6 protein-coding genes are annotated in these 6,775 nt (G+C 71.9%); 1 reads left to right on the top strand and 5 read right to left on the bottom strand.

Annotated features, from left to right (window positions below; all coding sequences use genetic code 11):
- From D7W81_RS17610 to D7W81_RS17590, 5 genes are all read right to left on the bottom strand, one after another.
- On the bottom strand, positions 1-440 hold a 440-nt coding region (locus D7W81_RS17610), incomplete at its 3' end, for an Hpt domain-containing protein (protein ID WP_208721345.1).
- 3 nt (positions 441-443) lie between these two features.
- Positions 444-2,087 carry a methyl-accepting chemotaxis protein gene (locus D7W81_RS17605; protein WP_120556554.1) on the bottom strand — a complete coding sequence of 548 codons (1,644 nt, stop codon included), beginning with the start codon at positions 2,085-2,087 and terminating at the stop codon, positions 444-446.
- Positions 2,084-2,698: a chemotaxis protein CheW gene (locus D7W81_RS17600; RefSeq protein ID WP_120556553.1), complete on the bottom strand. Its 615-nt coding sequence runs from the start codon at positions 2,696-2,698 to the stop codon at positions 2,084-2,086. The genes D7W81_RS17605 and D7W81_RS17600 overlap by 4 nt, the downstream gene beginning before the upstream one ends.
- Complete coding sequence (locus tag D7W81_RS17595; RefSeq protein ID WP_120556552.1) at positions 2,698-4,419, bottom strand: CheR family methyltransferase; 1,722 nt, start codon at positions 4,417-4,419, stop codon at positions 2,698-2,700. Before D7W81_RS17595 ends, D7W81_RS17600 begins: the two co-directional genes overlap by 1 nt.
- Positions 4,416-4,901, bottom strand: a complete 486-nt coding sequence (locus tag D7W81_RS17590; protein ID WP_120556551.1) for a chemotaxis protein CheW — start codon at positions 4,899-4,901, stop codon at positions 4,416-4,418. Before D7W81_RS17590 ends, D7W81_RS17595 begins: the two co-directional genes overlap by 4 nt.
- A gap of 211 nt (positions 4,902-5,112) precedes the next feature.
- On the opposite strand from D7W81_RS17590, the gene D7W81_RS17585 reads away from it, so the two are divergent.
- On the top strand, positions 5,113-6,702 hold the full coding sequence (locus tag D7W81_RS17585) for a phytoene desaturase family protein (RefSeq protein ID WP_120556555.1): 1,590 nt from the start codon (positions 5,113-5,115) through the stop codon (positions 6,700-6,702).
- Positions 6,703-6,775 lie beyond the last annotated feature (73 nt).

Here is a 6,775-nt window from a genome sequence, read left to right as displayed (position 1 = left end):
GGCTTCGGGGGGGGCTGCGGCACTGCCCCTGGGGCTTGCGCGGAAGGGATGTGCGCGGCCTGCTCCAGCTGGGGCAGCAGCGCCTCCAGCGGCGAGCCGATCAGCTCCTGACGCGCCGCCAGGCGGCGGCCCGCGTCGTCCAGCGCGTCCACCGTGGCGAAGCACAGCTCGAACAGGTCCGGCGTGGGCGTCCGGCCGTGGATGAGCGGCTCCAGCACCTCCTCCATGCGGTGGCAGGCGTTCTCCACCATGGCGGCGCTGGCCGCGCGCGACGCGCCCTTCACGCTGTGCAGCGTGCGCAAGAGGCCGGGGATGAGGTCCTTCGCGCGCGCCGGGGCCTGCTCCAGCGCGAGCAGGTCCCGGTTGAGGGACACGACGTGCCCCTCCAGCTCCTCCAGGAACGAGTCCAGCAGCGCCTGCGCCAGCCTGTCGCGATCCATGGGTTAGCGCCCGAACTCCCCGAGCAGCCCCTTGAGCTTCTGGCCCATGGCGTTGATGTCCTGCATGGCGCGCTCCGTCTGCCGCGACGAGATGAGCCCCTGCTGCGTGGCCTGGTTCACGTCGTGCATCGCCTGGCGGATCTGCCCGATGCCCGTGGCCTGCTGGTTGGCGGACGCGGCGATTTGGGCGGCCGTGAGCGAGGCCTGCGTGAGCAGGTCCGCCAGCTGCTGGATGGTGGTGCCCGCGTCCGTGACGACGCGCGTGGCGGCGGACACGCTCTTGGTGCCCTCCTCCGTGGTCATCACCGCGCCGTGGGTGGCCTTCTGGATTTGGCCCAAAATCTGGCGCACCTGCGCGGTGGCCTTCTTGGACTGGTCCGCCAGGGCCTTCACCTCGGAGGCGACGACGGCGAAGCCGCGGCCGTGCTCCCCCGCGCGGCTCGCCTCGATGGAGGCGTTGAGCGCCAGCATGTGCGTCTGCTCGGAGATGTCGTTGACGGTGGTGATGATGTCGCCAATGGCCTGGGCCTGCTCGGCCAGGGCGAGGATGCGCGACGCGATGGACTCCACCTGGTCGCGCACGGCGCCCATGGCGGACACGGCCTCCTCCACGGAGCGGCGGCCGGAGCGGCCCACCTCCTCGGAGTGCCGGGCGGACTCGCTCACCGCGCGGGCGCGGCCGGCGGCCTCCTCCGACGTCTTGGTGATCTCCTCGATGGTGCTCACCGTCTCCGTGACGGCGGTGCCCTGCTCCTGGGCGCCGGCCACCTGTTCGGTGGTGCTGGCGAGGATTTCGGAGGACGCGCCGGCCAGCTGGTTGACGAACTCCGCCACGGTCTTGAGCGTGTGCTCGCGCTGCTCGGCCTGCTTCGCCAGCTGGACTTCCGCCTGCTGACGGCGGTCCGCCATGGCGTTGAAGGCGCCGGCCAGGTCGGCCATCTCATCCTTGCCGCGCACGTCGATGCGGTGGGTGAGCTCGCCCCTGCCCAGCTGCTCCGCGCCATAGGTGAGCTTGCGCAGCGGGCCGGTGATGCCCCGGGTGATGACGAAGCTGCCCACGCCCACGATGGCCAGGCCCAGCAGGGTGCCCAGCGCCAGCACCCAGACGCTGCGCTGCGCGGCCTGGGTGGCGGCGTCCGAGTATTGCTTCCAGCGGTCCTCCTCCGTCTCGCGCATCTCCGCGATGAGCTCCCGGATGACCTCCATCTCCCGCTGGCCGCGGTTGGTCTTCACCACGGACTGGGCGGCCTCGAAGCCCTGCTCGCGGCGCAGGCGGATGGTGTCCGCCACCTCGTCCAGCTTGCTCGCGACCAGCGGCTCCAGCTTCGCGAAGCGCGAGCGCTGGTCCGGGTACTTCGCCATCGCGGGGCGCAGGGCGTCCAGGTCCGTGCGCAGCTCGGTCAGGGCGCTCTGGTACGGGCGCAGGTAGGCCTCGTCGCCGGTGAGGAGGAAGCCGCGCTGGCCCGTCTCCGCGTCCACGATGAGGGCGCGCGCCTCGCGCAGCATCTTGTAGTTGTTGTGGGCCTCCAGCAGGCCCTCGGTGGTGGTGGTGAGCTGCTGGGCGCCCTGGAAGGCGACGCCCGCGATGATCAGCAGGACCAGGAGGGACAGGCCGAAGCCCAGCGCGATGCGATTCCCGATGCTCATGCGACTCCTTCTTCGGACAGCTCGAACACGAGACGCTCGTCCGCGAGGAGGGCCTCTCCCTCCAGGACGAGCGTGCCGTCGGGGCTGACGCCGGACACCAGCGCGCCCGCTTCCTCTTCCAGGGAGGGGGGCGCGGACAACAGCTCCGTGCCCGTCAGCACCACCACCTCCATCACCTCGTCCGTGCGCAGGCCCAGCTCCGCGCGGGCCGTGCCCACCACCAGCACGGGGCCGGTGCCCTGCTCCGCGGGCCTGCCGAACAGCGGCGCCAGCTCCACCACGGGCAGCACCTCGCCGCGCAGGAGCGTCAGGCCGCGCAACAGCGGCGGCGCGCCCGGCAACGGGGTGAGCTCCGGCGCGCGCATGACCTCCAGGATGAAGCGCGACTCCAGCGCGTAGGTCTGGCCCGCGACCTGGAAGCGCACCATCTCCCGCTGGCTGCCGGGCAGGATGGGGATTGGCGGCGGGCGGGCCAGGGACAGGGCGCGCGCGTCGAGCGTGGCGCGGGCCGCCTCGTCGGTGAAGGCGTCGCGCGCCTCGGTGGCGCGCTCCAGCACTTCCAGCCGGGCCCGGGCCTTGTCCCAGTCGATGATTCCGTCGCGCTTCGGCATCAGCTCGCGTCTCCGCCTTCAGTCCGCTCCAGGCGCCGCCACTCCGCGCGGGCCACTTCCGCCAGTGCTCCGGCCCGCTCTCCTTCCGCCAGGGGCACCAGCGCCTCTGGCGGCAGCTTCCGGCACAGCCCCTCCGCCTCGCGGTAGGCCCGGGCGGCGGCGGCGGGTTCGTCCTGCCGGCGCAGCACGTGGCCCATGAGCAGGTGGCCCACCGCGAGCCCCGGCTCCAGGTAGAGCGCCTGCCGGGCGGATTTCTCCGCGTCGGCCAGCCGCGCCTGTCCCAGCAGCAGCAGGGCCTCCAGATACCGCAGACCGGCGACCAGCGGGTGACGAACCAGGGCCTCTCCACAAGCGAAGAGCGCCGCGCGGGGATCCAGGTTGGCCAGTGCACGAACCGCCGCCAGGGCGCCTTCAGGGTCGGACGACTGGGCCCCCGCCCGCCGGGCGGCCTCGCGCCAGTCACCCCGGGCCAGGGCCTGCCGCACGGCCTCCAGCGCCTCCACGCTGAGCGTGAAGCGGGTCCGGGTGCCCGACACCGGGGACGGTCCGGCGTCCGCCACGGGAGTCCCGCCCACGGAAGTCCGGGCACCCGGCGCGGGCGCACCGCCAATGGAGGCATCCGGAACCGGAGCCCCGCCGCCGAAGAGCCCGGACCCTGGCGAGGGGAGACCCGGGACGGCTCCCTCGGCTCCGGGCAGCACGGAGGCTCCCGTCCCGAACGCCGTCGTGGGCAACCCCGTCAGCGGCGGACGGGCCAATGGCGGCGCGGGGACGCGGGCCTCGGGCATCGCCGTGAACGAACCCGACCGGGGGCGCTCACCGGGGGCTGGGAAGGGCGTGCCGTCCGCGCGCAGCGGCGCCAGCGGCTGGAGCGGAACGAAGTGCCCGGCGTTCGAGCCGGCCAGGGGCTTGCGGTACAGCACGCCCCACTCCGCGAGGACGGGCTCGAAGGGGGCGTAGTCCCCCAGCGGCGGATCCGACGGACCGGTGAACAGGTACCCGCCGTCATCCAGCGACGCATGGAGCCTGCGCGCCACGCCCTCGATGGTGGCGCGGTTGAAGTAGATGAGGACGTTGCGGCAGAAGATGACGTCCATCTGCCAGAGGCCGCTCTCCGCGGTAGGCCACGTCTCCAGCGCCAGGTTGAGGTAGCCCAGCTGCACGTGGCGCTTCACGTCCTGCGACAGCCAGTAGAAGCGGCCCTCCTGCTTGAGGTGGGCGCGCATGCGGTCCGCGGAGGGGCCGCGCAGGGACCAGTCCGTGTAGCGGGCCTGCTGGGCGCGGCTGAGCGCCGTGCGCGACACGTCCGTCGCGCGCACCGTCATGTGCTCTTCCCAGCCCTCGGCCATCAGCAGCGCGGCGATGGAGTAGGGCTCCTCGCCGGAGGAACACGCCGCGCTCCACGCGCGCAGCAGGTGCCCCTGGCCCCGGCGCTCGCGCAGCTCCGGCAGCACCACGCGGCGCAGGTGGTCGAAGTGCTCGTGGGTGCGGAAGAAGTACGTCTCTCCGATGGTGAGCTCGGTGAGCAGGTCATCGAAGAGGACGTTGTCCAGCGTCACCTCATGCAGGTAGCGCGTGACGTCGTCCTGGTTCGCGCGGGCCATGGCGCGCTGGATGCCCTCCAGCGCCGCGGCCAGGCAGCTGGGCGCGGCGAGCCCCGCGCGCTCCTCCACCAGGGCGAGCACCTCCTTGAAACCCGGGGGTAGGACGCCGCCAATCAAGCAGGCTCCGGAAGGGCTCCAAGCGCGGTGTCGAGTTGCAGGGCTTCCGCTTCGGAGAGGAAGGAGCGCAGGTCGTGCACGAGCACGAGCCCGTCCGGAAGCTTCGCGGCCCCGGCCACGTACCCCACGCCCGGCAGCTCCCGGGGGGACGCATCCCATTCTCCGGGGGCGACGGTGTGCAGCCCTTCCGCCCGGTCCACGCGCAGCGCCACCCGCCGTTCCCCGGTGGAGGCGACGATGAAGTGGTCCATGGGGGACAGGGCGCGAGCGGGGTGGCGGAAGCGGCGGCGCAGGTCCAGCACGGGCAGCAGGTCCCCGCGCAGGTTGAGCAGTCCCTCCACCACGTCGGGGGCCTGGGGCAGGGGCGTGAGGCGCGCGGCGCGCACCAGCTCGCGCACGTCCTCCATGGGCAGCCCATAGCGCTGCCGCTCCAGGGTGAACAGCAGGACTTCCTGTGGGCGGGCCTCCGAGGGGGAATTCATGGATGCGCGTCGCAGGCTACAGGAGGCAGGCCGGCCTGGGGATTCAGGATGTTGGCCCGTCTTCCAGCAAACGCTCCCCGGGAAGGGAGCGGTCCGTCGTGGAACCAACGCCCGGCAAGACGCCTGGAGTCCCGGGAGGAAACGCTTTTTCGCCCGGGCCGTCTTGAGGGGACAGTCGCCAGCGGGCATGGGGCCGGGCATCGTGAGGCACATGGTTCAGCACGTCATCGTCGTGGGCGCGGGCCCTGGGGGCCTGACGGCCGCCATCAACCTCGCGGGGCAGGGCTTCCGGGTCACCGTGGTGGAGAAGGACGCGGTGCCCGGCGGCCGGATGAAGGGCCTCACGCTGGGTGGGGACGGCGAGTACGCCGTGGACACCGGCCCCTCCATCCTCCAGCTGCCCGGCATCCTGAAGCAGATCTTCTGGCGCTCGGGAAAGCGGCTGGAGGACTACGTGACGCTGGTGCCGGTGGACCCGAACACGCGGGTGCACTTCTGGGACGGCACGCACCTGGACACGCGGCGCGACCTGGAGCGGATGGGCCAGGACCTGGAGCAGTTCGGCGCGGGCAAGGGCCGGGCGTTGCAGGAGTGGATGGAGGACGGGCGCAGGAAGTACGCGCTCGCGTACGAGAAGTTCATCTGCACCAACGCGGGCAGCCTGGACTACTACGCGCCCTGGCGGCTGGCGCCCACACTGCGCTTCAAGCCGTGGCAGACGCTGTACCGGCAGCTGGATTCGTTCTTCCACGACGACCGGATGACGTACGCGCTGGCGTACCCGTCGAAGTACCTGGGGCTGCACCCGACGACGTGCTCGTCGGTGTTCAGCGTGATTCCATTCATCGAGCTGAACTTCGGCGTGTGGCACGTGCAGGGCGGCTTCCGGGAGCTGGCGCGCGGGATGATGAAGTGCGCCCAGGACCTGGGCGTGACGTTCCGGATGGGCACGGCGGTGGAGCGCGTGCGCACGGAGGCCGGGCGCGCGGTGGGCGTGAAGCTGGAGGGCGGCGAGGCGTTGGACGCGGACGCGGTGGTGGTGAACGCGGACCTGGCGTACGCGGCGCAGAAGCTGTTGGCGCCGGAGGTGCGCGAGGGCAGCCGGCTGACGGACGCGGCGCTGGAGCGGGCGAAGTATTCGTGCAGCACGTTCATGGCGTACTACGGGCTGGACACGACGTACGCGGACCTGCCGCACCACCTCATCTACCTGTCGGAGAGCGCCCGGCGCACGGACAAGGACGCGCTGGAGGACCGCACGGTGGACGTGGACGACCCGCCCTTCTACGTGTGCAACCCGGGCGTGACGGACGGCTCGGGGGCGCCGAAGGGGCACTCCACGCTGTACGTGCTGGTGCCCACGCCCAACACGGCGCGTCCGGTGGACTGGGCGAAGACGGAGGCCACGCTGCGCGAGCGCATCCCGAAGATGCTGGAGAAGGTGGGCATCAAAGGGCTGCGTGAGCACGTGAAGGCGGAGCGCTACTTCACGGCGGAGACGTGGCGGGACAACTTCAACGTGTTCCGGGGCGCGGTGTTCAACCTGTCGCACACCTGGATGCAGCTGGGGCCGCTGCGGCCGCGGGTGAAGAACGCGCAGGTGGAGGGGTTGTACTTCGTGGGCGGCGGCACGCACCCGGGCAGCGGGCTGTTGACCATCATGGAGAGCGCGAACATCGCGGCGGACTACCTCACGCGCGAAGCGGGCAAGGGGCCGCTGAAGGGCTGGCCGTACGTGCCACCCATGGAGGACGCCGGTGAACAGGCGCCGCCCCGGCCGTTGATGGCCCGGAGCGGCTGAGCGCCGTGCGTTGGGCTTCACTCCTTGTCAGACCTCCCCGGTAGGTTCGGCGGCGTCGTCGAAATGGGGGGGC

It is taken from the genome of Corallococcus aberystwythensis (assembly GCF_003612165.1).
GTDB classification, from domain to species: domain Bacteria; phylum Myxococcota; class Myxococcia; order Myxococcales; family Myxococcaceae; genus Corallococcus; species Corallococcus aberystwythensis.
The sequence above is the reverse complement of the archived record's forward strand: the minus strand, read 5'-3'. Positions and strand labels throughout refer to the sequence as shown.

Bases quoted from the DNA above. Each gene is read 5' to 3' on its own strand.
- D7W81_RS17605 (WP_120556554.1), bottom strand. From the start codon at position 2,087: ATGAGCATCGGGAATCGCATCGCGCTGGGCTTCGGCCTGTCCCTCCTG.
- D7W81_RS17600 (WP_120556553.1), bottom strand. From the start codon at position 2,698: ATGCCGAAGCGCGACGGAATCATCGACTGGGACAAGGCCCGGGCCCGG.
- D7W81_RS17590 (WP_120556551.1), bottom strand. From the start codon at position 4,901: ATGAATTCCCCCTCGGAGGCCCGCCCACAGGAAGTCCTGCTGTTCACC.
- D7W81_RS17585 (WP_120556555.1), top strand. From the start codon at position 5,113: ATGGTTCAGCACGTCATCGTCGTGGGCGCGGGCCCTGGGGGCCTGACG.